Raw genomic sequence first — 23,119 nt, forward strand, 5'->3', positions numbered from 1 at the left:
ACCATGTAAATTATTCTGCAGAGCAGTAAGCGTCAAAACCGTTACGTTCGGCATAAGCAAAAATATCAAACCCGTCAGGGGCGCATCCGCTTAGATCACATGCGGCGGCAAAGCTTTCCCACCCTTTTCTGATCTTTGCGGCATCTTTTTCAGCGGGAAACCCTTTTTCACATATATCAGTAAGGACAAGCTCCGTCCTGCCGAAGTTTCCGTCTATAAAAGCGGTTCTGCCGCTTTCAGCAGGGATGAGTTCTGTTTTTGCTCTGCCCTCTGCTGTGGAATAGTAAAACAGACCTGAGCCTGAATCCACCGCAGCAAAAGGCTTCTTCTCGCCTATTGCGTAAACGTACAGTATGTCTTTGTTTTTGTCGGTTTTATTGTCAGAAACATTGTCGCCTATATCTATCCGCACATGATCAGACCTTACACTCAGGAACAGTTCACATCCAAGAACCATAAACATAAGGATAACAACAGGCAAAATGCGTTTCATAGCCTACTATACAGCATTACGAAACAATTTAAAAGAAATTAGGGATAAAAAATATTGGAGATGAAAACGGGAAACCCCGCAAAGGGCTTCCCGCAGTTAATATTAGAATTTGTAAGTAAGGTTCAGTGCGAAGATATGTGCGTCAATATCTTTGAATTCGCCTTTGATTCTTGTTGCATCGTTGCCCTTCACAACATTTCCTGCTTCGTTATCGAAGGTTCTGTTTTCATCATCAAGATAGTTGTAAGCAATATCAACATCAAAGCTGCCGAAATGGAAACCCGCACCGATTGTATAAAGCCATCTGTCACCGGAGGGGAGCATGGGGTCAACCCACTCATCGGGAATGGGGCTGTAATCTCTGATTATTCCCGCACGAAGATCAACTTTTTCATTCAGCTTGTACTGACCGCCAAGACGGAGCGCCCATACATCATCCCACTTTTTAGGTTTTACGCCTATGCCGGGAAGACCTTCGGGGTTGAGTTCGTCATACGAAGACCACTCAGTGTACTGACCGTCGAACTCGAATGTCCATTTGCCGTTAGACCATGCAGCAGCAAGGTAAGTAACGGCAGGGAGGGTAATATCTGCTTTGAAATCTCCGGTTACTCCGGGGATATTCATTGTTGTTTCACTTGTCCCGTCAACTTCGTGTTTCATTTCGGGTCTGTAGCTTGCGCCGAAACGCCAGTTTTTACCGAGTTTATAATGAGCTGCTACGTTCCATCCCCATACGCCGCTGTCACCCTCAAGCTTGAGAGGAAGACCCGCTCCGGAAATATCGGTAGGGAAATTAGTTGGTATTGAGCTTTCAATAGTTACATCCATTTTCTGATACACAAGACCCGCTGCAAGGCTGAGATCATTCGTAATCTTATAAGCAAGAACAGGATTAAATGTGTAGGTAGCTATTTCTGCGTTTTTACCGCCAACAAGATGAGCGCCCGCCCAGTCGTCCTTCCAGTCCATACCGAGACCGAAGGTGATGAAAGAGCCGAAACCGAACGAAAGCCTGTCGTTAATTTTTGTTGTTATGTAAAGGTTAGGGATAACAAATGTCTTGTCTTCTGTTTCACTGGAAACATCCCTACCCATAAGTTCGCCTTCAAAGGAGGCAGTTGGCTGAATAAGAGAAAAACCTAAAGAAACCTGAGTCCCCTCAAGCTGTGTGATGCCTGCGGGGTTGTAGTAAACGGCCGTGGGGTCGTCAGCCTGAGCAGCGAAAGCTCCTCCCATCCCCAGCGCTTTTGCGCCCTGCTCGTTAATCGCAAAACCGCTTGCGAATGCTGCTGACGGCAAAATAAAACACGCAGCGGCAATAACTAAAACTAAACGTCTGAACATAAACAATCTCCTGACTTTTCTGACGGGATATCCTTTGCAAATAATTGACAACTTTATTGTTATTTAACAAAAGCAAAACCCGTACATAGATAAGACAAAGTTTTAGAATATGCAAGCAGAAATCGTCAGCACCCCTGAGACCCCCTTTTATAAAGGGTCAGAAGCCTTTTTTATCTCATTAAATTCACTTTTTAACCTCTGTTACGGGACATTTTAACAAAGATCGGTTATCATTAATGAAACAGGCAATTTTCGGCGGTATAGATACAATGAAATCTCGTGTGATTTTTACAAGCATACAGCAGAAGATCTTTTTTTACGCTGTCCTCCTGTTTTTCGGAATACTGACATTAAGCAGCTTTACGCTGTATTTCATTATCGAAACCGAACTTCAGGACAGGATCTCAGAACAGCTCAATATCTATGCGGACAGCCTTGCAGATATGGTCAAAATATCCGTAGACAGCGCATCGGAGCAGTATTTGACAGGTGTTCTTCTTGAGCGTTCATCTGTTATTGAAACAATGGAAACATACGGAGCAGACAAAAATAAAGTATTGGAAATCGCCTCAAAGCCGCCCCTCAGGGATGCCTCCATCAGTATCAGAGACAAAAAAGGCATGCTCATGGTTTACGGCATAACCGGTGAAGCATCCTCCTGCGGAAAATCCAGAGTCACAACCCAAAGATTCACAAAAAATGACATATATTATATTTCAGGAACCTACACCACACCCTCACAGGGCTGGTGTATTACTGTATCCGTTCCGTCATCCTCATTTAAAGACATTCTCCAGGTTGAGGAGGTGAGGCAGGCTATACTTTCAAAAAAATTTGGAAAAAGCGGTTACGCCTACGTTCTTGACTCATCCGGCAATGTGCTGATTCACCCGCTCATAGAAAATACAAATGTTTACAATGCGGCAGATGCTAAAGGCAGATTTTTTATAAGAGAAATGATTCATAAAAAAGACGGGGAGACCTACTACCCATGGAAAAATCCGGGTGAAACAAAACTGCGTGAAAAAGTCGCCAGCCACAGACATATCCCCGGGCTGGGCTGGATAGTAGCCTCTTCGAGTTATCTGGATGAAATCTACCTGCCGTTATTCAGGCTGAAAGTTTACCTTACTGTTGTTTTCTTTATATCCGTAATCACCGTTATCCCCCTCACAGTATGGCTCAGTGCCAGTATTACAGATCCGATAAAGGAACTTACCCATGTTATAGAAAAAGGCGGCACAAATATAAGGCTGAGGAAGAAAACTGCTGATGAAACAGGAAAATTGATAGATCACTTTAACAGATACATGGAAACCATAGACGAATACAGGTACAAGCTGGAACAGGATCTTCAGGATAAACTTAAGGCAGAAAATGCACTTAGAAAAGGTCTGGAGATGGAAAAAGCAGTAAGTGATATATCTGCCGGTTTCATCAGCTTTTCATCCATGCCCACTGATGAAATATTCCGCAATGCATTAATAAAATTCTGCATGCTTATAGGCGCATGCAGAGCCGCTGTTTACAAAAAGACCCCCGACAGATGCAGGATGCTTTACAGGTTTGATCCGTCAGACTACCCTTTGGGAACAGAGGAATGCAAAGCCTTCACAAAATGGCTGTTCGAGAGGCTTGATGAACATCCTGAACTGTTTATAGAGTCCGTATGGCGCAGTAATGAAAGCCCCTATGCCATGCACTTCCTAAAAAGCAGACGCACCGAATCCGCCGCCGCATCCTCCATGAGCATAGAACAGGAAAACGACTCAGTAATCCTCTTTGAATTTGAAGAGCAGCTTAACCGGGAAAGATATGAAAACATACGTTCAACGATGAGGCTTTTCAAAAATATCTTCGACAGCGCAATGAAAAGAGTCGTATGGGAAGATTCCATAAAAAAAGCCTATGATCATCTTGAGCGCAAGGTTCAGGAACGCACTGCGGAACTTACGGAAAAAACCATTCAGCTCGAAGAGCTTTCAAAAAATTTAGAGAAACGTGTTCAGGAGGAAACAGAAAAACTCCGCACGCAGGAACAGCTTCTTGTTCAGCAGTCCAAAATGGCTGCAATGGGTGAAATGATCGGTTCCATAGCACACCAGTGGCGTCAGCCTCTGAACGCACTTGCCCTGCTTATTCAGGATATAGAAGAAGCTCACTTCTGCAGCGAAATAACTGATAAATATATAACATCCTCAGTTTCTGATGCCATGCGCCAGATAAATCATATGTCAGTAACCATTGATGATTTCCGCAACTTTTTTAAGCCTAGCAAGCAGAAAACAAAAATTAACGTGCCTGACGCTGTGCTTGAGGTTGTCTCCCTGATGGCGTCACAGATCTCCAACAACGCCATAAGCGTTGATTTCAGATGTTCATCACACAGGGAAGAAGATGGCGAATCCGCATCTGTTCATCCGGCTATCTACATCAACGGCTATTCCAACGAGTTTAAGCACGTTATCATGAATATTTTAAACAATGCAAAAGACGAAATAGTAAAAATGAAAGAAACTGAACAGAAAACAGGACAAATATCAATCAATGTCTCCGCTGAAAGCGGGTTGGTAAAAATATCAGTAAAAGACACAGGCGGAGGAATAGCCCCGGAGTTTATGGACAGAATCTTTGAGCCCTATTTCACCACCAAAAACCCGGAGAAAGGGACAGGCATAGGGCTTTATATGGCAAAAGTAATAATCGAAAACAACATGGGCGGAAAACTTTATGCACGTAACAGAGAAGAAGGAGGGGCAGAGTTTATCATAGAAGTCAGTGAAACAATGCCGGATACGTGAGCTTTAAGACCTTCTTGACTTTTATCTATTAAATCTATATTTTAAATCAACAAATATCTTTACTGAACTTTTGACAATTATTTTTCAATGATCGGCTTGACATAATCCTACCGCTTGGGTATATTTAGGCATACCTAACTTATTTAGTATTGTTTAAGGAGACATATTATGACGGTATCAATAGTTGGCGGACTTGACAGGCTTGAGAAAGACTACATAAACGCCGGAAAAACTCTTGGGGTTAAAACCAAGGTTATACTGAAAAAACAGACACATATAGCGGACATTCTGGAAAACAGCGACGCCATCGTTCTTCTTACCTCCAATATAGCTCACGGTGTTGCCAGCAAAGCCAGAAACATCTCCAAACAGAAAAATGTTCCTCTGTTTCAGGTCCACAACTGTAGTGTCAAGAGTGTCGGAGGAACCATAGAAAAGTGCCTCAAACTCTTTGACAGCGGCGAATGTATGGGAGACTGCATTAACTGCAGCCAATTTGCCAAAAATGCCTGAAGCTTTTCTCTGCTTCATAAAACAATGAACGCCGCTTTTCCTTATTGCCTCCTTAAAGCGGCGTTTTTTTATATCTCATCCAAAAGCGTTACTTATTTATAGCTATTATCACTTGCGTAATAAGCTCTTTGAAACTAGGATGTGTAGATAAGCACATCTTTAGTGAGAGTTCCGGATGCAAAGAATTCTTTTATTATTCATTCTGTTTTTTTATACGTCAGCGTCTTTCGGTGCGCCGGATGATGTGATGACTGTGAACTTCTGCGTTTATGACAACCCGCCGATGATAAAGCTTGATGACAAAAGCGTGGGCGGCATAGGTGCGGATATCATGAACTATGTGGCGGAAAAGGAAAATCTCAGAATTAATTACATGGCGGCATCATGGGATGAATGTCTCGGAATGCTTGACACAGGCGATGCTGACATCATATTCCCCATTGCTTTTTCACGCGAAAGAGCGGCTGTTTATCACTTCAATGACGAAACCGTTCTCACCAACTGGGGTCAGATATACTCCGGCAATAACGAAAAAATAACATCAATCCCCGATCTCGACGGTAAAAGGATAGCCGTGATGGAGACGGATATATACTTCAAAAGCGACCAAGGGCTCAAAAACCTTGTCAAAGCATTCAATGTAAACGCAGTTTTTATATACGCCAAAAGCTACCGGGAAATCATTGAAGCGGTGGATTCGGGCAAAGCTGATGCAGGGCTTATGAACAGGCTTTTCGGTCAGATGAATGAAAACAGCTATAACATACGCCGCACGCCTATTCTCATTCATCCCATTGAAATACGTTTTGCCATGCCTAAAGGTAAACAGAAAAGCCTTGTACTCTCCGTGATGATTGACAAGCACATTTCAGAAATGAAAAACGATAAAAGCTCCCTTTACCACAAATCCCTTGATAAATGGATGGGCGTGAAGGAAAAAGGTGATTTTTCATCTACTCTGCGGGTAATAACAGTGGGGCTCGGAGTGCCTCTTATTCTTCTTTTTCTCATAAGTCTCTTTCTTGAAAAGAAGATAAAGAAAAAAACCGGTGAATTAAGCGAAATGAACGGACTGCTCCTCAAACAGATAGAGGAGAGAAAGCAGGCGGAAGAAAGGCTCAGAAACAGTGAAGAGAAATACAGCAGCCTTTTCCAGACATCCACAGACCCCATAATTATCATGGACTCTGCGGGAGTGATCCAAAACGCCAACAATGCTGTTGAAAGGCAGATAGGATACACCTGCGAAGAACTCAAAACAAAAAAAATAAGCTACCTTTTTCCTGAATTTGAACTGGACGATAACATGCCCAGCCTTATCAGAGAGGGAAGGCAGCAGTTTGAAAAAGAACTTTACCGTAAAAACGGTGACAAGTTCGATGCTGAAATTTCTACTAACTCATTCACAGCAGGTGACAACAGGTTTGTCCAGATTGTGATAAGAGACATAACAGTCCGCAAGAAAACCCAGCAGATACTTGCCCAGAAGAAAAAAGATCTTGAAAAGCGGGTGCAGGAAGAGGTTGAGCATAACCGAATTCAGGAACAGATGCTTATGCAGCAGTCTAAACTTGCCGCAATGGGACAGATGATAAATGCAATCGCACACCAGTGGCGTCAGCCTCTCACCACCATCGGGCTTTACGTTCAGGATGTGGAAGATGCTTTTGAGTACGGTGAGCTGAACATGGACTACATTGCCCAGTTCAGAGATCACTGCATGGAGCAGGTTGCCTATATGTCTAAAACCATTGACGATTTCCGAAACTTCTTTAAACCTGACAAAGAAAAAGAGATTTTTGACATATGCGAAATAATGCGTGAGGTTCTTTCGCTCATTAATCCGCAGCTTATCAATAACAATATAGAGCTTAAAATCTTTTACGGTGAGCATCAGGTTATTCTCAAGCCCGGTGTAATTGAACTGCCCAGCCAGATAAAATGTGTAACATCATACGGTTATCCCAATGAATTCAAACAGGTTCTCCTCAACCTTATCTCAAATGCAAGGGATGCGATTATCGAATCCAGAAGTGCAGGAGCAGAAAACTCAGGACTTATCAAGCTCATTGTCGAACCCGAAGGAGATATAATCAGAATCACCCTTGAAGACAATGGCTGCGGTATTCCGGAAGATATAAGAGACAGAATATTTGAACCTTATTTTTCAACCAAGGAAGAGGGACAGGGTGTCGGCATAGGTCTGTATATGTCCAAAATCATTATTGAAAATAACATGGAAGGCAGAATTTACACCAACCCCTGTGAAAAAGGGGCAAGCTTCACCATTGAGTTAAAAAAATGGGATATGGGGAAGCCTGCAGCGGGCAATTAAACTAGCCTTTGGCGATTACAAATTCCGCCTCAAGCATGTCATAACTTATCTTGTCAGGCATAACTTCAATGTAGTCCCCGACATGAAATCTTTTTTTCCTGCGCCTTCCGACGAGGGCGTTTCCGTCATCACTAAGGGCATAATAGTCATCCTCAAGTGACGAGGTATGCACATACCCCTGAAGCATCAGCTTATCAAGGAACACGAACATTCCGTTGGAGTTAATCCTGCTGATATAGGCGCTGAAAGGCTCATCAAAATGTTCGTAAAGATATTTGAGAGTTTTGAATTTCTGGATATCTCTTTCCGCCTGAACAGAGTTCTGTTCCGCAGTGCTGCACATGGATGCAAGACTCTCCAGCCTTCCGCCGTCAATATTATATGGATCATTAAACAAAACTGTACCCAGAAGCCTGTGAACCAAAAGGTCGGGGTAGCGGCGTATGGGGCTTGTGAAATGAGTGTATGATTCGGAAGCAAGCCCGAAGTGACCAATGTTTACAGTGGTGTAAACAGCCTTTGCCATTGCGCGCACAAGCTGACCGCCGAGAACATGGGCATACTGCGAATCATTGATTTTTTCACTGACCTCACGCACTGCAAGGCTGTCAACAGATTCACCGAAATCCACGGGCATTCCGAATGCGGCGCAGAGATTTTCATATTCCTCAAGCTTCTGCCTGTCGGGCTTGTCATGCACACGGTAAATGGAAGCATCAGCGTATTTTTCCAGATACTCAGATACCGCCTCATTAGCCTCAATCATAAAGTTTTCTATAAGCCTGTGAGCAATATTTCTGTCAAGCGGGTGAACATCTTTCAGATCTCCGTTCTCATCAAACTCAAAAACAGGTTCCGGCAGGTCAAAATCAAGCATGCCCTCGCCTGCTCTGCGTTTCATTATCTTTCCCGCAAGCTCCGCAGATTCGGATATCAGGAAGTTAAGGTCCTTGCTGCGGGTTTTTTCTCTGCCTTCAAGAACATCGAAAACGTATGTATATGTGAGCCTTTTATCGCTTTTTATTATCGAGCGGTAAAACTTCTGCCCTGTTCTTTTTCCGTTATTATCAAACTCCATGGCAGCGGTCATTGTGAGTCTTTTGGTATTGGGTCTGAGGCTGCAAAGGTCATTTGAAAGCATTTCAGGCAGCATGGGGATTGCAAATTCCGGGAAATATGTGCTTGTTCCTCTCTTAAGTGCTTCTTTGTCAAGGAACGTGTCAGGGCGAACAAAGTGGCTTACATCCGCTATATGAACATACAGCCTGTGACCGTTCTCTGTTTTTTCTATGGAAATCGCATCATCAAAGTCACGGGCGCTCTCGCCATCAATAGTTACAGTGAAAAGTTCTGTAAAGTCAGTGCGTTTCCCTGTATTTTTCTTCAGTTTTTCAGCGTTTTCCTCAACTTCCTGAATAACACGCTTGGGAAACTCACGCTCAAGATTGTATTTAGCGAGAACAATTTCATTCTCGATCCCCTTGTCTTCAATTGTTCCCAGTTTTTTAACAACTTTGCCTTCGGGGCGGCGTTTTTTGTCAGGGTATGATGTCAGTTCGACTATGACTATATCACCCTCTTCCACCTCTTTTGCGTGGATTTCAGGTATAAAAATGTCATATAGAAACTTTTTATCCAAGGGCATGCAGTAAATAGCATAGCGGGACTTTTCTATGCGCCCGACTATTTTCTGCATACTGCGGGTGATAATCTTAACCACTCTGGCTTCTGTTTTGCCCCTGAACTTTTCAAGGCTCACGGCTACTATATCACCATTCAGGGCGTTGCCTACCTTCATTGAGGGAACAAAATAATCGCTCCCGCCACCGGTGAGAGGAGTAAGAAAGGCATAACCTTCGGGGTGAATATCAATTTTACCGGTGATAAGGTTTATTTCCTTTGCGGGTGCATATCTGCCGGACTTCAGTTTAATCAGCTCACCGGAGCGGGTGAGTTCGTTTATTATTTTTTTTACTGCTTTTTTATCAATCCCCATCAGCTTGGCTATTACACCGGGGGGGAGAGGGTTGTCGCTTTTTTCAAATACTTTAAGAAGTTCTTTTTTTAAATCAGTCAAATCCATGTTCCTTCGCTTTTTTGCGCAGTGTGTTTCTGTTGATTCCCAAAAGTTTGGCGGAGACAGACTTATTGCCGTCCGTTCTTTCCAGAACAGCCCGCATCAGGGGAAATTCAACAATTTTCATATATTCTTCAAAGGCGTTATAGCTCTCTGAAAGTGTTTCAGCCTCAACAATGTTTGAAGCAAGCTTGTAGAGTTCATCCGAAAGACAGGAGGCATCCTTGTCCTGAGCCGTGCTGAAAATTTTCTGCGGCAGCCCCTGTTTCGTGACTTCATCTGTGTCTGTGTTTACTATTGCGTACTGTATAATATTTTCCAGTTCTCTGATGTTTCCCGGCCAGCGGTATTTCGCCATGGCTCCCAGAGCTTCGCTGCTTATTTTCAGTACCCTGTTTTTTATCCCTTTATATTTGCGGAGAAAATGGTTGGCAAGGTAGGGTATATCCTCTTTTCTGTCACGCAGCGGCGGAAGCTCAATGGAAACAACATTGAGTCTGTAGAACAGGTCTTCTCTGAACTTTCCTGTATCCACGAGCCCTTCCAGATTTTTATTGGATGCGGCAATAATTCTGGTATCCAGCTTAACTGTACGGCTTGAGCCGACAGGACTAATCTCTTTTTCCTGAATAACTCTCAAAAGTTTGGACTGAAGTGCAAAATCCATTTCAGATATTTCATCAAGGAAGATGGTTCCGCCGTTAGCTTCTTCAAATTTTCCTTTTTTATCAGTAACTGCCCCGGTGAACGACCCCTTAGAATGACCAAAAAGCTCGCTCTCCATGAGATCAGAAGGAATAGCCGCCATATTGATGGGCACAAAGGGCTTTCCGCTCCGGTTGCTCATTTCGTGTATCATATGGGCAACAACCTCTTTGCCCGTACCGGATTCACCGCAGATCAGCACATTGATGTTAGCTCCCGAAATTTTGCCTATGAGCTTGTAGATTTCGAGCATCTTACGGTTTTTTGTTTCAAAGTCATAATCTGCGCTTTCTGTTTCTTCTGTTTCAAAATGGTCTCCGGCAAGGTTGAGGATCTTAGCCCGAAGCTCTGCAAGATCAAAAGGCTTAGGAAAAAAGTCAGTAGCACCTGACTTAATACTTTCAATAACATTTGAACCTGTATCCTGAGCCGTCATGATTATGAAATGAATATGAGGGTAAGTCTTTGACCACTCCCTCACAAGCGCTATGCCGTTGCTTTCCCCCAGAAAGAGATCAACAAAGCATATGCCTACACTGCCGGAAGAAAGGACTATCTCTCCGTCTGAAGGGTTATCCGCTGTTACAACGCTTATTTTATCATCTTCAAGCCCTTCTTTGAAGAGCCATAGAATATTTTCCTCATCATCGATCACTAATATTCTGATTTTGTCTTTCATTTTGGTTTCCTGAAAAGCAGCAGTCAAAAAAAATCATCTGCCTATTTATTATACACCTTATAATCTACCCAATTAACACCGGTTCCGCCAGCATTTACTACATAAGAAGGTCTTTTTTCTTTATTTTCATCACGAAAACAACCGGTCTCTATATTAAAATCATGGGCAGAAATCATGGGAAGAGTACATATTAATAACCACCATTACGTCAATTATTCCTTTTATTAATAATAATATAGTTTGTATTGTAATATTCTTTAAATAAAGTTAAAATCATCACAATACGTATCCGGACTCTTGCTATGAAAGTTGAACGTAAGATACACATCTCCGAACTTAAACTCGGCATGACCGTGAGCAGAACAGAAAAGGACGGTCTGCATTTTCCTTTCTTTGATAAAGAACTCACGGATACCCGCTCTGTCAACGTACTCAAAAACTCTGGTGTATCATGCATATACATCCTTGAAGAGCAGGAAGTTGAGGAAGATAAAGAGGGTGAGCTTTCCGGCAGACTGTCACAGCTCATGAGCGTTCCTCTGGAAACATCCGATTATTTCCTTATAGATTCATCCCCCGCCGTTGAAGATATTGTTCAGGCACGCACAATATTTGAAAACATCAGAGGCAAAGCACGGCTTCTGCTGGACACAGTTAAAAAAAACGGCAGGGTTGACTCACACTCCGCAGAAGAAATTACCGGAGAGCTTGTTGAGGTTTGCACTCATAAGCCGGGTATCTTCACTGCAATGACCCACCTTAAAAATCAGGACGACTACACCTACAGTCATTCGCTGAATGTAGCCGTTATCTCTCTTGCTCTCGGCAAAAGGCTTGGCAAATCATCTGATGAGTTAAAAACGATCTGCCTGTGCGGTCTGCTGCATGATGTCGGCATGACAAGAATCAGCGAGCAGATTATTACAAAACCAGGAAAACTAACCGAGGATGAATACTCCGAAATAAAAAAGCATCCCGAATACGGGTACAAGATACTTAACAACGGAGTTCTGCCCCCTGAAACCGCTACGGTTGCATTGCAGCACCATGAAAAATCGGACGGCAGCGGTTATCCTTTCGGTCTGCATGAACGCCAGATCAGCAATATTACCAAAATTATTTCCATTGCGGATGTTTATGATGCCATAACAAGCAAGAAAGCTTACAACCACGAGAGAACGCCATCTGAAGCGTTAAAAATCCTTTTCAGCTGGTCCGGCAAACACTTTAACGAAACATTGGTAAAATTTTTCATCAATACTATAGGAATTTACCCGGTGGGAACCTTAGTGATGCTTGATTCCGGCGAACTGGGCATAATCTTAGAACCCAATAAGAAAGATCTCACACGTCCGAAGGTACTTGTTGTTACTGACGAAAAAAGAGACAAACTCGATAAATCACATATATTTGATCTTGCCCGTTATGATCTTAAAACCATGAAGCCGATAAAAACAATCATATCTTCCCTGAACCCCAAACAGCACGGGATAAACAGCGAACATGAACTGGACAGATTTGCAGGACAGTTCAAAAACACAGTCAGAGAAGCATTCTAAGCCTCTTTTCAGGCTGTTTTCTCGCTGTAGTCCTCAACATTTACGCAAATGTAGCAGACTTTGCCTGTTTCCGAACATTTGCCCGCCCTGTAAACTTCACTCGCATTAAATTCATTTTCCAATGCCTCGTCTACTGCATCGGAAACCGCCTTAACAAAAGCTTCGGGAGAATCCACAAATGAAAGATCTGCAAATTTCAGTTTTTCCCTAAACTCATCCTTTCCGCAGGAACGGATAAACTCTTTAGAATAATCAAAACTGAAAACTCCCGGAGCCGTTTTTTCACCCAAAAACAGCTTGATATACATCAAGTCAACTCCGTAATAAAATTAGTGCCTGTATATAACCTGAATAAACCAGCCAAGTACAAGTAATTTAAATAAAGCGCTTCTTCGCTGGATATTTCATATTATATAATATGACAAGCGAAGGTAAAAATAAATCAGAAAAAATTGTTACATAATGAATATTTTAATCAGAGGCTCATTATATCTAATCAACAGAAAAACTTATATAAAAATATTTTTTGCCCTTCTTTGTTTTATTCAGCAGTGAATAATAAGCATAATAATATCCTTCTTTAACATATTTTAAAGCCTCTATTGCCGTGCAACGATCTTTGGAGTATAAAATCCGAATGGCTATAGGCGTTTTCGATTCAGGCATCGGCGGACTCACTGTTTTTAAATCTATTGCGGAGCATTTTCCGGCTCTGGACATATATTATCTCGGAGATACGGCACGAGTACCTTATGGCAACAAATCTCCTGAGACTATAATAAATTACAGCATTGAATGTGCCCGCTACCTCATATCTGAGTGCGGTGCGGAAGCAATCGTCATAGCCTGCAACACAGCCTCTTCCTACGCAGTTGATATAATTGCCGACAGGTTTAAGGTTCCGGTCACAGGCGTTGTTCTCCCCGGTTCAGAACAGGCTCTGAGAGTGTCTAAAAAGGGTAAAATAGCCGTCATAGGAACCCGAGCCACCATACGCAGCGGTTCGTACCGTGCTGCCCTTGAAACCATGTCTGAAATAGAGCTGGATATATACGAAAACGCATGCCCCCTCTTTGTACCCATCGTCGAGGAAATGATGACGGAAAGTCCCATAGCGGAGCTTGCCGTAAAAATGTATCTGGATGACCTCAGCAAAAAAGGTGTGGATACCCTTGTTCTGGGCTGCACGCATTATCCTATGCTGAAAAGAACAATATCAAAACTTTACCCGCAGTTTAATATTGTGGATTCTTCTGAAGTAATCATTGAACACCTTATAAAAAGCGGTCTGAATACCGAAGGCAGGGGTTTGAGAAAATTGTTTTTTACAGATGAATCACCTGCTATGGAAATGCTCAGAAATGAACTTGCGGCAGGTGCGCCGGTTGAAATAATCAGTCTTCCCTGAATCCTACTTCCCTATATAAACATGCAGGTTGCCGAATATCGAGGCGCTGTATGTGACCATTTTCTGCAGCATCCATGGAGCAAAAACAATCACAGCCACCACAACAGCAACAATCTTGGGAATGAAAGAAAGGGTCATCTCCTGAATCTGGGTAACTGACTGGAAAATACTGACAATCAGCCCCACCGTAAGCCCGAAGATAAGCATAGGCGAGGCTATTAGCAGAGCCATTTTGAGCGCATCAGAAAGAAGAGCAATTACAGTATCAGAAGTCATATCCCGTCACCCGTATTATCAGCTTAGCACTACATAAAACTTTTTACAAGGGACGACACGATCAGCCCCCAGCCGTCCACAAGGACAAACAGCAGTATCTTGAACGGAACGGAGATCATAACAGGGGGCAGCATCATCATACCCATCGAAAGCAGAACGCTCGCCACTACAAAATCTATTATAAGAAACGGCAGAAACAGCAGGAAACCCATCTGAAAAGCCGTCTGAAGTTCACTGACGACAAAAGACGAAAGCAGGACAAAATCCGGAATCTCCTCCACTGTTTTCGGTTTTTCCCCTCCAGCTATGTCAATAAACATACGCATATCTTTCTTGCGTGTGTTTTTAATCATGAACTCACGGAACGGCTTTTTAACCTCGTTCAGCATCTCAATAAAGCCCATCTGCTCTGCAAAATAAGGCTGAAGACCTTTCTCATATGCCTGATTAAACACGGGCGTCATAATAAAAAAAGTAAGGAAAAGAGCAAGACCCACAAGAACCTGATTAGGAGGCATCTGCTGGGTTCCCATTGCTGTGCGGAGAAACGAGAAGACAATAAGAATCCTCGTAAATGACGTCATAAGTATAAGGATAGAGGGCGCAAGGGTAACAATAGTTATGAATGCGATAATCTGCAGAGTAACCGCCACATCATCTGGATTCGCCGCTGATTCCAGCCCGAAACGGAAAGCGGGAAAAGGCAGGGGATCAGCAGCAGCCGCACCCAATGGGATAAGAAGCATTAAAAGAGTGACAATCAGCGTTTTTTTATTGATTTCAGTCTCTCCCTTATGATGTTTCTTGAAGCCTCTATATCTGTTTTAACATCAGACCCTTTTGCGAAGAAGTTCAGATATGAACCGAATTCGCCTTTTCTGGCAAAACCGGATTTAATTCTGTTGACCTCCGCTTCGTCCGTAACTTTTTCAATGAGATTAACAGACATATCTGTAACGCCGAATATATAAACAGCATCCCCCAGTTCATAGAAAAACAGGCTTTTACGTATTTCGAGATCCACCTTGCCAAGCAGCCTGCCGGAACCCGGAAGCTCTGACAACACCCTGCGTGAAAGCATTCTGCGTGTAAACCAGTAGATAACAAGAATAACTACAATGACAAAGCCAAGTCCGGTGATCATCCGCACATATGCGCCGGTACCCACAGCAGAAGGAGCCTCCGGTGCGGGAGCAAAAGAAAAAGACGCAACAACAGACTTTTCAGCGGTTTCAATCTTCGGTTCATCCGCCGCTGTGGTAAAATCCACGATAAGCTTTTTTCTGTCCCCTTCTGAGTGTATGTACGCCTGCGATACGGGAGAATCCCAGAACTCCTCGGAATATACGACTTCTTCAGCTGTCTGGAAACTGATTATATAGGATTTATCAAGCTTTATGACATTTACGTCAGAATAGCCCTTTTCAAATTGAATGCTGAACCTGACGGAGCTTTCCGTAAGCTCCGACTTAACCTCCGCTGCAAAGGCGGGAAATGAACATAAAAAAAGCAGGCAGACGGCGAAAAAAAGCCGAATTTCAGCCATAGATACCGTCTTTGTACATTTCGGTAAGTTTTTCCTTGTCCAGTATTTCAGTGATACGGATGGCAAATCTGTCATCCAGAACCATAACCTCGCCAAGAGCAAGGGGCTTGTTGTTAACAAGATAATCCACAGGCTCACCGGATGTTTTGTTGAACTTAAGGATCGTTCCTTTCTCCCAGTTCAGCATTTCCCTTATGGACACTTTCTTGCGCCCCAGCTCAACTCTGATATCGAAAAGGACCTCACCGAACTGGTTTTTCGCATGATTTATCATTAAAACCTCTTACTGGATTACAAATTCAGTTACATAGACGTTGGCTATCTGCCCTGATGCAAGCAGAGAGTTGATCCGTCTCATTATCTGCTGTTTCATAATCATCTTGCCCTGAGCAGAGTTGATCTCCTCAAAACGCTTGGATGAAAGTATCGTGATAATAGCGTCCCTTATTTGGGGAACACGTTTGTCAATCTCGTCTTTCAGCCCCTTGGTCATAGTAAGCTCAAGCTGAAGGGTAACACGAAGATATCTGCTTCCGCCGGGGTCTGCAAGGTTTACCACAAAAGGTTCCATGGGGTAAAGCTCACCAATCTGAGCTACTGCCTCTGCCTTCGGGGCTTCCTGCTCCGCCGCACCGGGTTGTCCGGCTGCCTGAGGTTTCGGTTTAAGGAACATAAAATAGGCTCCTGCCCCCGCTCCTCCAAGCACTATAAGAAGAATGAGGATAATAATGATCAGTTTTAGCTTAGACTTCTTCTTCCCGCCCTCCGGCTGGGTGTCTTTTTCTTCTGCTGCCATTACTGCCCTCCGTGGTCTTCTTCAAAAATATTTTTATTGGTTTCCGCAAATTCGGGGCTGACAAGATTAATCTCAACCCTGCGGTTTTTTGCTCTGTTTTCAGTTGTTATATTCGGCAGAAGCGGATGAAACTCGCCGAATCCGCCCGCTGAAAGCGTCTGAGGGTTTATACCTTCTTTGATTAAATAACGCACCACCGAAACTGCTCTGGCTGTGGAAAGCTCCCAGTTTGACGGGAAACGGGCAGAACGGATGGGTGTGTCATCTGTATGTCCTTCAACATGAACATAGTAGGGTGAGTCTATTATAACTGTGCTGACTTTATTCAGAAAAGGCACAGCGTCACTCCTCACCTCGGACTGACCGGGCGCAAAAAGGAGGGAATCCAGAACACGGATGGAAACACCTTTTTTTGTTTCTATAACGCTGACTACTTCTGAAAGGTTTGATGATTTGACATATTCCCGCAGGGTTTCAACAGTTTTCGCATTTGCGCTTCCTGTCTGTTCAACAACATTGATACGGGTCATGATGTTCTGTGCGCTCACTTCATTAGGGCTTCCGTGGAGGATTCCAGATGAGCCCTGAAAAGAACCGAACGATTCAAGAATTTTCTTTTTATCCAGCGTAGACATGGAAACAAGCAGAACGAAAAAGGTAAGAAGAAGCATGTTCATGTCTGTGAAAGTGGTCATCCACTTAGGAGAACCCTTTTCACAATCGCAGGATTTTTTCTTTTCAGACATTAGATTAAACCTGCCTTTCCATAAACCGGATTATACACCCCGGCACAAAATCAGTCAAACTGGGACTTACGTTTATTAGGCGACAGGTATGCGTTAAGCTTCTGTTCAACAATTCTGGGGTTATCCCCTGCCTGAATCGCCATAATTCCGCCTATCATTATCTGTCTCTGAAGCACTTCCTCACCGGAACGTACTTTGAGTTTGCCTGAAATAGGTGCAGCAAACATGTTCATTATGATAGAGCCGTAAAAGGTTGTGATCAACGCAACCGCCATGGCCGGTCCGATCGCTGAGGGGTCGCTAAGGCTCTGAAGCATCGCCACAAGTCCCACAAGCGTACCTATCATACCCATCGCAGGGGCAAAGTCGGCAATTGCGGTAAAAATAGCCGCTCCTTCCTTGTGCCTTTCCTGCATATATTCAAGCTCGGTTTCGAGTATTGTTTTTATAACTTCCGGCTCTGTTCCGTCCACCGCAAGGCGTATACCTTTTTTGAGGAACTCATCAGAAACTTCATCCTCCGCAGATTCAAGAGAGAGAATACCGTCTCTCCTTGCTTTAACTGCAAAGCCAACAAGCTGCTGAATAAGTTCTGCTGTATCAGTGGCTTTATTGAAGAAAGCCTTCATCAGAATTTTGGTGATACCGGTTATTCTGTCCAGCGGGTAGTTGATCATGACAACGCCCAGCGTACCGCCTATAACGATAAGCACAGAAGGGTAATCAACATAGACCCCTACACCCGCACCTATTACAAGGGCAGAAATAAGAAGGATATATGCTAATAGAAACCCGATAACCGTTGCTAAATCCATACACTCCCGTCCGGCTGCTTTATCAAAAGAATAAACTTTGATATAAACATCTTGTAGTATTCTACCCTTAAAAGATACAGGAACGCCAGCAAAAGAGTCAAGCTTATTTTAAAACAGCCTGCATCCGCCTAAAGAAGCGGACTTTAATTAAATCACAAAGACGCCCACTATATTGTTTTCGGCTTTTTTTCGTAAAAGAATATATTTTTTAAAGGCTTTAAATAAAAAAAGGCGTCCGAAGACGCCTTTTTTGTATTTTCAGTGTGAATCATCATTAACGTTTGAGAGTAAGAAGCTCCTGAAGCATTTCGTCACTGGTTGTGATAACCCTTGAGTTTGCCTGGAAGCCTCTCTGGGTTGTAATCATGGTTACAAACTCATTGGAGAGATCAACGTTGGAGTTTTCAAGGGCTCCGGACATTATCTCACCTCTGTTGCCGCTCTGAGGTTTGCCAATGGCGGCAGTACCTGAGTTGCCCGTTTCCGCAAACAGCGTGTCCCCGACTTTCAGAAGACCCTGGTTGTTTGTGAATGTGGCAAGAGCAACCTGAGCAAGAGTCATAACCTCACCGTTGGTGTAGTAACCCACAATTTCACCCGCAGGGTTGAACATAACTTCCTCAAGAGAACCGACAGCATATCCGTCCTGTTCTGCGCTGTTTTTTGACGACTCCTTAGCGGAGATGTAAACCCCGTCATAACTGGACGGAGTGCCGAGGAACATGGAAATATTGCTTATGATTCCTGCTCCGTTTGCCGGGTCAAAATTAAAGCTGAGGTCAGTAACCCTTGTTCCCGCAGGTGACGTAAGGTAATTGAACGAACCGTCATTGTTGAAATGAAGAAGGATTTCGTTCCCTCCGGTTTCGTTGAATGATACAGCAGTATTGTCATCAGTGGTGGAAAGAGTAAGCTTCCATATGTTGCCGGATGAACTTACCATATCATAGGTATATTTCAGCGTGTGGGCGTTACCCTGAGCATCATATATTGTCTGGGTAGTTGCCATCTGACCGCCGCTTGCAGTCTGCGTGGTCTGATATTCAAAATAGTTATAGAAGTTAAGATAACTTTCAGCGCCGATTACTTCAAATTTAAGAAAGTCCACCGCATTTGAAAGCCCTTTTTCTCCTGTAACCTTTATCTTGCCGCTGTTGTCCTCAATATCACTTATGTGCTGCTTGATCTGCCCTTCGGTAGAATTTTCAAAACCAAGATACCCTGCCATCATAGCACGAAGATCATCCACAGTTGAGCCAAGGGCAGGTATTGTTCCGGTTCCCTGAAGGTCTGCTCCGCCCACTGATCCTGTGAACTGGAGTATTGCAGTGGCATCAAGACCGAGACTCTCACCGGCATTGGTATAAAGTTCTGTGAGAAGATCCGACCCCTCGGCATATCTGAGGAACTGTTCTGAATATCCATAATCCATAGAAGCCACGAAACTGGGATCATCATCCGGATCAACAGGCTGTATAGTCAACGAACCCGCCGGAGTGATGTTGCTCTCAAAGATAGAACCGCTGTAGGCCTTGTCCACCATAAAGTTTGAAAGAGTGAGTCCCTCTGTTGTTCCGCTGGCGGTGAGGTATTCACCAACATTTCTGAACTCAAATCTTCCTGATGTTTCATCAAAGCTCACGCTGAATCTGTCGGCCTGAATCACGTTTCCGTCTATAGCCTGCTCAATAACTGCGGCAAGCTCCGCCAGAGTATTGAAATCCCTTCCTGCGTATTTTGTCTGCTCAAAGAGGATCTCATCACTGTTTCTGGAAGTTGAGACTTCATTGTATGTTCCGGCGAGAGACTGCATTATAACAGCGAGATAAGGTGTTCCGCTGAAAGAGTTAAGCTGAACATCTATGCCGTTGTCCGTATCTCTGGTGATCTTAATCTTTCCGTTGACAACATCAACAGAAAAGTCTGAAGCAGGGGCGGCGGTGGTATCGAATGTCACTGTCTCTCCCGCTGCCCAGGCACCCGTCCACGCTGTAGAGGGTATGGTAAAGAGGGCTTCACCGGTTGCAGGGTCGGTAGCTGTGTAGGTCTGCCCCACAACACCGCTGTTCACTGCGCCTGAAACTGAACCCACGACATTAAACCTCGCAGGGTTTGTGGGGTCTATGGTGACAGTCCAGCTTTCTGTTGTTGCGTATGAAGCGTTGGGAGTCACAACTGACTCATCAAAAACACCGTTCACTGTGGTCTCAACAAAATTGTTTGCAACTGCGCCGTTACCCACAGCTGCTTCGAGTTTGTTTTCAATCGCAGTGGCGAGTTCGCCCATTGTTCTGAAATCCACACCGTAAGTCAGGGTATGAGCAGCTCCGTTGATGTAAACCATTAAATTTGACTCAGAAGCCAGATTGAGGTTCACATCAGAGTCGCTGTAAGCGTAGCTCATATCTGTAATATCTGTGGCGTGGGCCTTTATCACCACCGGCTCGCTTTCAGCAAAGTCCATTTTAACCCCGTTTGTTGAGAAAACAGAGAAAATATCGTTTGAGCTGTCCGCCGTGTGGAGCAGAGCCGGATACTCAAGCACAGATGAGTTGGCAACTGTGTTAAGAACGGCATTCATGGAAACTTCCGTAGTAGCCTTAGCCTGAATTGTCTGGAAGGCGGAATTGATAACGATGTCGCTTACTTCGCCGTTGTCAATAAGCTCTCCGGTGAGAGGATCAGCCATCCACCCCTGAACAGGGTATCCGGCAGCATTTACAAGGGTTCCGTAACGGTCAAAGTTAAAGTCTCCCGCTCTGGTGTAGTAATATTCGTTCATGCCTTCACCGCGTACGACAAAAAAACCTTCACCCTGAATAGCAAGGTCGGTGGTTTTCGATGTTGTGGTTGGTGTGCCGGAATTGAATATATTATCCACAGCAGCAAGATAACCACCCATACCTACCTGACGGGGGTTGACCCCTCCTCTGGCATCGGTGGGTGTTTTACCGCCCACAAGAGTCTGACTGAACAGATCCTGAAAAACGGCACGTCCTGCCTTAAAGCCTGTGGTGTTGACGTTTGATATATTGTTTCCTATAACGTCCATAGCCTTCTGATTGGTGTTCAGACCGCTGATGGCCGAGTACAGTGAACGCATCATAAGCGCACTCCTTAAACCGCTGATTTAAACAGGGGAGTGCTTCTCCCCTTTACAGCCTTAGTAACTTCTTACCGCAATAACTTTATCAGCGTCGAGTTCCTGTCCGAAAAGGTCGAAAACTATTTTGCCGTCCTTCTGAGAAACGCCGGAGACATAACCGTTTCCGTAAGTTGTTGCATTAATCTCATTGCCACTGGAATCATACGCCTTTACAACGAACTTGTACTGTCCGGCGCTGACAGTTTCACCGTCACCGTCCGTACCGTTCCATGCGATGCTGTTTCTTCCTGAATCAAGCTGACCGGCGTCAACAGCGTTTATGAGATTTCCTGCGGAGTCATAAACATAGATTTCTGTTCTGTAGCTTGCCGTATCAAGGTCAAAGTCAATTAACGAGCTTTCACCGTCAAAAACGACACTGTTGCCTTCGTATTCCACCATTTTGCCGATGAAGCTTGAAGCACTGAACAGAGTATCCATGCTGCTGGTGTCTGCACCGCCGTCAACAAGCTTATTAACAGCCTCGCTTATGCCTACAAGCTGTTCAACCATTGAGAACTGGCTGGTCTGGCTGGTAAGCTGGTTGTTATCCATAGGTTCAAGAGGGTCCTGATTCTTAAGCTGTGCAACAAAAAGATTCAGGAAATCAAGCATGTCCATTTCGGTGGAGCCTGTCTCTTTTTCATCCTTCTTAGTTGTTGAGCTTCCGCCGTTAAGAATATTTTGTACCGATTCTGATATCGTGGTGGTCATAACAGCCTCCGGATTTACGCGTAGAGCCCTCTTGAAGGGTCTGTCTCCTCTTCGGAGATCTCACCTACGGTAAATTCACCTTTTGCACCGCCGGAGTTTTTCTTCTTGAAAAACTGCTGGTCGGTTCCGTCCTTGGAGTCTTTTTCGGCAAAGAAAAATTCCATTTTTTCAAGCACAATCCCTTTCGCTTCCAGCTGCTGTCTTACGCTTTCTGCGTTATTGACAAGCAGGTTTCTCGCCTGATCGCTCTCCATAGTGATTCGGGCGCTTATCTTACCGGCATGTTCCACCAGCTCGATATGCAGCTTACCCAATTCTTTCGGCATAAGCTGTATGGTAAGCTTTTTCTGATCCCCTGCCTTTGTATACTGGACAAAGTCGGCGATCTTATTAATATCACGGGGTGATGTTATTCTGATTTCAGGTTGTTCCTGCTCATCAAAAATACTCTGTCCCGTCTTAATTACGGTTTCCCCGGCATCCGTGTCGGGTATATCCGCGGTAGTGGTTTTAATAATCTGCTCCTCTTCAGGAGCGGTCTCTGCGGTCAGCGGTCTTACAATTTCGGCAATCTTAACCTCTTCCCTGCTTATCTTTGCCTCTTTAGGCATTGAAAGCTGTTCAAAGGCTTCGTTTGCCGCCTGCTGCTCGCTGTCTGTAAGGGTTTGATCCGCCTGTGTGTACCCTTTTGCTTTAAGGGCTTTTAACATTGCGGAATCAAGAGCCGTGCTGCCCGCTGCGTTGTTCGCATCTTCCGCAACGAATGACTCTGCAAACTTGTTAACAGTTTCTGCCACGCTGATTCCGTTCAGCATAAGCACTTCCTCAAGCTTTTCGAGGAAGTTAACCGCATCCTCTTCGGTTTCAAGAGCTTCAAGTTCCTTCTTGAGCTGCTCTTTCTGTTCCGCAGGGATATCAAGTTCGTCAATTACTTTTCCGGCTTGGGCTTTCGGGTCGGTTTCCTTAGCGGCCTGCGCCTGTGCAGATACAGCGCCTGTCTCAGCTGCTTTAAATGTGCTTTTGAGAAAATCATCAAAAGAGCTTTTACCGCTCTGGGCGCTGTTCTGTGCGGAGATGGCTGTGCCGAATGAAGGTACGCTTCCCGTACCCGGCGTGATGAATGACATCAGATCCATTGACACACCTCCGCTGTGTATATAGAAA

General features: G+C 44.2%; 20 protein-coding genes. 5 read left to right on the forward strand and 15 right to left on the reverse strand.

Features of this window, described 5'->3' with window-relative positions:
• Positions 1 to 10 precede the first annotated feature (10 nt).
• Positions 11 to 493 carry a hypothetical protein gene (locus ACYRYY_RS06640; RefSeq protein ID WP_460214824.1) on the reverse strand — a complete coding sequence of 161 codons (483 nt, stop codon included), beginning with the start codon at positions 491 to 493 and terminating at the stop codon, positions 11 to 13.
• A 102-nt stretch (positions 494 to 595) separates the two neighbouring features.
• Positions 596 to 1,840 (reverse strand): OmpP1/FadL family transporter, encoded by a 1,245-nt coding sequence (locus ACYRYY_RS06645; RefSeq protein ID WP_460214825.1) that lies wholly within the window; start codon positions 1,838 to 1,840, stop codon positions 596 to 598.
• A 236-nt stretch (positions 1,841 to 2,076) separates the two neighbouring features.
• Between ACYRYY_RS06645 and ACYRYY_RS06650 the strand changes: the two genes are divergently transcribed.
• The 3 genes from ACYRYY_RS06650 to ACYRYY_RS06660 all read left to right on the forward strand — a co-directional run bounded on the left by ACYRYY_RS06650 (position 2,077) and on the right by ACYRYY_RS06660 (position 7,489).
• Positions 2,077 to 4,641: a cache domain-containing protein gene (locus ACYRYY_RS06650; protein WP_460214826.1), complete on the forward strand. Its 2,565-nt coding sequence runs from the start codon at positions 2,077 to 2,079 to the stop codon at positions 4,639 to 4,641.
• Between the two features lie 168 nt (positions 4,642 to 4,809).
• Positions 4,810 to 5,154, forward strand: coding sequence for a DUF2325 domain-containing protein (locus tag ACYRYY_RS06655; protein ID WP_460214827.1), 345 nt, complete (start codon positions 4,810 to 4,812; stop codon positions 5,152 to 5,154).
• Between the two features lie 175 nt (positions 5,155 to 5,329).
• Positions 5,330 to 7,489 (forward strand): PAS domain S-box protein, encoded by a 2,160-nt coding sequence (locus ACYRYY_RS06660; protein ID WP_460214828.1) that lies wholly within the window; start codon positions 5,330 to 5,332, stop codon positions 7,487 to 7,489.
• Between the two features lies 1 nt (position 7,490).
• Here ACYRYY_RS06660 and rnr read toward each other — a convergent pair whose 3' ends face one another.
• Together rnr and ACYRYY_RS06670 are read right to left on the reverse strand one after the other, a co-directional pair.
• Positions 7,491 to 9,566 (reverse strand): ribonuclease R, encoded by a 2,076-nt coding sequence (rnr, locus tag ACYRYY_RS06665; RefSeq protein WP_460214829.1) that lies wholly within the window; start codon positions 9,564 to 9,566, stop codon positions 7,491 to 7,493.
• Positions 9,559 to 10,950, reverse strand: a complete 1,392-nt coding sequence (locus ACYRYY_RS06670; protein ID WP_460214830.1) for a sigma-54-dependent transcriptional regulator — start codon at positions 10,948 to 10,950, stop codon at positions 9,559 to 9,561. Before ACYRYY_RS06670 ends, rnr begins: the two co-directional genes overlap by 8 nt.
• Before the next feature lie 302 nt (positions 10,951 to 11,252).
• On the opposite strand from ACYRYY_RS06670, the gene ACYRYY_RS06675 reads away from it, so the two are divergent.
• Positions 11,253 to 12,509 carry an HD-GYP domain-containing protein gene (locus tag ACYRYY_RS06675; protein ID WP_460214831.1) on the forward strand — a complete coding sequence of 419 codons (1,257 nt, stop codon included), beginning with the start codon at positions 11,253 to 11,255 and terminating at the stop codon, positions 12,507 to 12,509.
• An 8-nt stretch (positions 12,510 to 12,517) separates the two neighbouring features.
• Here the strand turns inward: ACYRYY_RS06675 and ACYRYY_RS06680 are convergent, their stop codons facing one another.
• Positions 12,518 to 12,817: a hypothetical protein gene (locus ACYRYY_RS06680; protein ID WP_460214832.1), complete on the reverse strand. Its 300-nt coding sequence runs from the start codon at positions 12,815 to 12,817 to the stop codon at positions 12,518 to 12,520.
• 329 nt (positions 12,818 to 13,146) lie between these two features.
• Here ACYRYY_RS06680 and murI point away from each other — a divergent pair, with 329 nt between their 5' ends.
• Positions 13,147 to 13,917: a glutamate racemase gene (murI, locus tag ACYRYY_RS06685; RefSeq protein WP_460214833.1), complete on the forward strand. Its 771-nt coding sequence runs from the start codon at positions 13,147 to 13,149 to the stop codon at positions 13,915 to 13,917.
• 3 nt (positions 13,918 to 13,920) lie between these two features.
• Here the strand turns inward: murI and fliQ are convergent, their stop codons facing one another.
• The 10 genes from fliQ to ACYRYY_RS06735 form a co-directional block, all read right to left on the reverse strand.
• A complete protein-coding gene (gene fliQ / locus ACYRYY_RS06690; RefSeq protein ID WP_460214834.1) occupies positions 13,921 to 14,193 on the reverse strand; it encodes a flagellar biosynthesis protein FliQ in 273 nt (90 codons plus the stop codon).
• A gap of 29 nt (positions 14,194 to 14,222) precedes the next feature.
• A complete protein-coding gene (gene fliP / locus ACYRYY_RS06695; RefSeq protein ID WP_460214835.1) occupies positions 14,223 to 14,939 on the reverse strand; it encodes a flagellar type III secretion system pore protein FliP in 717 nt (238 codons plus the stop codon).
• 14 nt (positions 14,940 to 14,953) lie between these two features.
• Entirely contained in the window at positions 14,954 to 15,739 is a 786-nt protein-coding gene (locus tag ACYRYY_RS06700; RefSeq protein ID WP_460214836.1) for a FliO/MopB family protein, read from the reverse strand.
• Positions 15,732 to 16,013 carry a FliM/FliN family flagellar motor switch protein gene (locus tag ACYRYY_RS06705; protein WP_460214837.1) on the reverse strand — a complete coding sequence of 94 codons (282 nt, stop codon included), beginning with the start codon at positions 16,011 to 16,013 and terminating at the stop codon, positions 15,732 to 15,734. Before ACYRYY_RS06705 ends, ACYRYY_RS06700 begins: the two co-directional genes overlap by 8 nt.
• A gap of 9 nt (positions 16,014 to 16,022) precedes the next feature.
• On the reverse strand, positions 16,023 to 16,535 hold the full coding sequence (locus ACYRYY_RS06710) for a flagellar basal body-associated FliL family protein (protein ID WP_460214838.1): 513 nt from the start codon (positions 16,533 to 16,535) through the stop codon (positions 16,023 to 16,025).
• A complete protein-coding gene (locus ACYRYY_RS06715) occupies positions 16,535 to 17,281 on the reverse strand; it encodes an OmpA/MotB family protein (RefSeq protein WP_460214839.1) in 747 nt (248 codons plus the stop codon). Before ACYRYY_RS06715 ends, ACYRYY_RS06710 begins: the two co-directional genes overlap by 1 nt.
• Before the next feature lie 50 nt (positions 17,282 to 17,331).
• Complete coding sequence (locus ACYRYY_RS06720) at positions 17,332 to 18,096, reverse strand: motility protein A (RefSeq protein WP_460214840.1); 765 nt, start codon at positions 18,094 to 18,096, stop codon at positions 17,332 to 17,334.
• Between the two features lie 274 nt (positions 18,097 to 18,370).
• Positions 18,371 to 21,202 (reverse strand): flagellar hook-basal body complex protein, encoded by a 2,832-nt coding sequence (locus tag ACYRYY_RS06725; protein WP_460214841.1) that lies wholly within the window; start codon positions 21,200 to 21,202, stop codon positions 18,371 to 18,373.
• A 57-nt stretch (positions 21,203 to 21,259) separates the two neighbouring features.
• Positions 21,260 to 21,955, reverse strand: a complete 696-nt coding sequence (locus ACYRYY_RS06730; RefSeq protein WP_460214842.1) for a flagellar hook assembly protein FlgD — start codon at positions 21,953 to 21,955, stop codon at positions 21,260 to 21,262.
• 14 nt (positions 21,956 to 21,969) lie between these two features.
• Positions 21,970 to 23,091 carry a flagellar hook-length control protein FliK gene (locus ACYRYY_RS06735; RefSeq protein WP_460214843.1) on the reverse strand — a complete coding sequence of 374 codons (1,122 nt, stop codon included), beginning with the start codon at positions 23,089 to 23,091 and terminating at the stop codon, positions 21,970 to 21,972.
• Between the last annotated feature and the right edge of the window lie 28 nt (positions 23,092 to 23,119).

Source organism: Geovibrio sp. ADMFC3 (genome assembly GCF_054687035.1).

Excerpts from the sequence above, each read along its gene's own strand:
- ACYRYY_RS06650 (WP_460214826.1), top strand. The coding sequence starts at position 2,077 with ATGAAACAGGCAATTTTCGGCGGTATAGATACAATGAAATCTCGTGTG.
- ACYRYY_RS06680 (WP_460214832.1), bottom strand. The coding sequence starts at position 12,817 with ATGTATATCAAGCTGTTTTTGGGTGAAAAAACGGCTCCGGGAGTTTTC.
- ACYRYY_RS06730 (WP_460214842.1), bottom strand. The coding sequence starts at position 21,955 with ATGACCACCACGATATCAGAATCGGTACAAAATATTCTTAACGGCGGA.
- ACYRYY_RS06655 (WP_460214827.1), top strand. The coding sequence starts at position 4,810 with ATGACGGTATCAATAGTTGGCGGACTTGACAGGCTTGAGAAAGACTAC.
- ACYRYY_RS06670 (WP_460214830.1), bottom strand. The coding sequence starts at position 10,950 with ATGAAAGACAAAATCAGAATATTAGTGATCGATGATGAGGAAAATATT.
- fliP (WP_460214835.1), bottom strand. The coding sequence starts at position 14,939 with ATGCTTCTTATCCCATTGGGTGCGGCTGCTGCTGATCCCCTGCCTTTT.
- ACYRYY_RS06675 (WP_460214831.1), top strand. The coding sequence starts at position 11,253 with ATGAAAGTTGAACGTAAGATACACATCTCCGAACTTAAACTCGGCATG.
- ACYRYY_RS06660 (WP_460214828.1), top strand. The coding sequence starts at position 5,330 with ATGCAAAGAATTCTTTTATTATTCATTCTGTTTTTTTATACGTCAGCG.
- murI (WP_460214833.1), top strand. The coding sequence starts at position 13,147 with ATGGCTATAGGCGTTTTCGATTCAGGCATCGGCGGACTCACTGTTTTT.
- ACYRYY_RS06700 (WP_460214836.1), bottom strand. The coding sequence starts at position 15,739 with ATGGCTGAAATTCGGCTTTTTTTCGCCGTCTGCCTGCTTTTTTTATGT.
- ACYRYY_RS06640 (WP_460214824.1), bottom strand. The coding sequence starts at position 493 with ATGAAACGCATTTTGCCTGTTGTTATCCTTATGTTTATGGTTCTTGGA.
- ACYRYY_RS06725 (WP_460214841.1), bottom strand. The coding sequence starts at position 21,202 with ATGATGCGTTCACTGTACTCGGCCATCAGCGGTCTGAACACCAATCAG.
- ACYRYY_RS06715 (WP_460214839.1), bottom strand. The coding sequence starts at position 17,281 with ATGTCTGAAAAGAAAAAATCCTGCGATTGTGAAAAGGGTTCTCCTAAG.
- ACYRYY_RS06735 (WP_460214843.1), bottom strand. The coding sequence starts at position 23,091 with ATGGATCTGATGTCATTCATCACGCCGGGTACGGGAAGCGTACCTTCA.
- ACYRYY_RS06645 (WP_460214825.1), bottom strand. The coding sequence starts at position 1,840 with ATGTTCAGACGTTTAGTTTTAGTTATTGCCGCTGCGTGTTTTATTTTG.
- ACYRYY_RS06710 (WP_460214838.1), bottom strand. The coding sequence starts at position 16,535 with ATGGCAGCAGAAGAAAAAGACACCCAGCCGGAGGGCGGGAAGAAGAAG.
- fliQ (WP_460214834.1), bottom strand. The coding sequence starts at position 14,193 with ATGACTTCTGATACTGTAATTGCTCTTCTTTCTGATGCGCTCAAAATG.
- ACYRYY_RS06705 (WP_460214837.1), bottom strand. The coding sequence starts at position 16,013 with ATGATAAATCATGCGAAAAACCAGTTCGGTGAGGTCCTTTTCGATATC.
- ACYRYY_RS06720 (WP_460214840.1), bottom strand. The coding sequence starts at position 18,096 with ATGGATTTAGCAACGGTTATCGGGTTTCTATTAGCATATATCCTTCTT.